The 493-nt window shown below is 46.2% G+C and carries 1 protein-coding gene; it reads left to right on the top strand.

Annotation, left to right across the window (positions count from 1 at the left end; translation table 11 throughout):
* A partial coding sequence (locus A3766_RS10405) for a DHHA1 domain-containing protein (RefSeq protein WP_231882880.1) occupies nucleotides 1-493 on the top strand: 493 nt, incomplete at both ends.

Genomic DNA, 493 nt, shown 5'->3' with positions numbered 1-493 from the left:
AGCTTCACGTATCAAAGAGCTATTTCATCGGCCCGTAATCGCTTTTGCGCCTGCTAGCGATGATCCGCTGATTCAGAATAGGGAGCTAAAAGGATCTGCGCGCTCTATACCCGGGCTTCATATGCGCGATGCTCTGGACCTGGTATCTAAGCGCCACCCAGAGCTGATTAAAAAGTTTGGTGGCCATGCGATGGCGGCGGGTTTGTCGATTGATGAAGCGAGCTATCCGCATTTTAATGAAGCGTTTGACCAAGTCGTAAGAGAGTTATTGAGGGAAGAGGATATGGAGTCGGTTATCCTTACCGATGGCCCATTGAATGAGTATGAGTCAACAGTTCAGCAAATAAGAGAGCTTGAAGCTGCTGGGCCTTGGGGTCAACGCTTTCCAGAACCTTGTTTTGAAAATACCTTTGAATTGGTACAGAGCAGAGTATTAAAAGAAAAACACCTCAAGCTAGTATTAAAAATGGAAGGTGGTCATGAGTTGTTTGAC

It is taken from the genome of Oleiphilus sp. HI0132, assembly GCF_001635845.1.
This window is presented reverse-complemented; position numbering and strand designations above follow the sequence as displayed.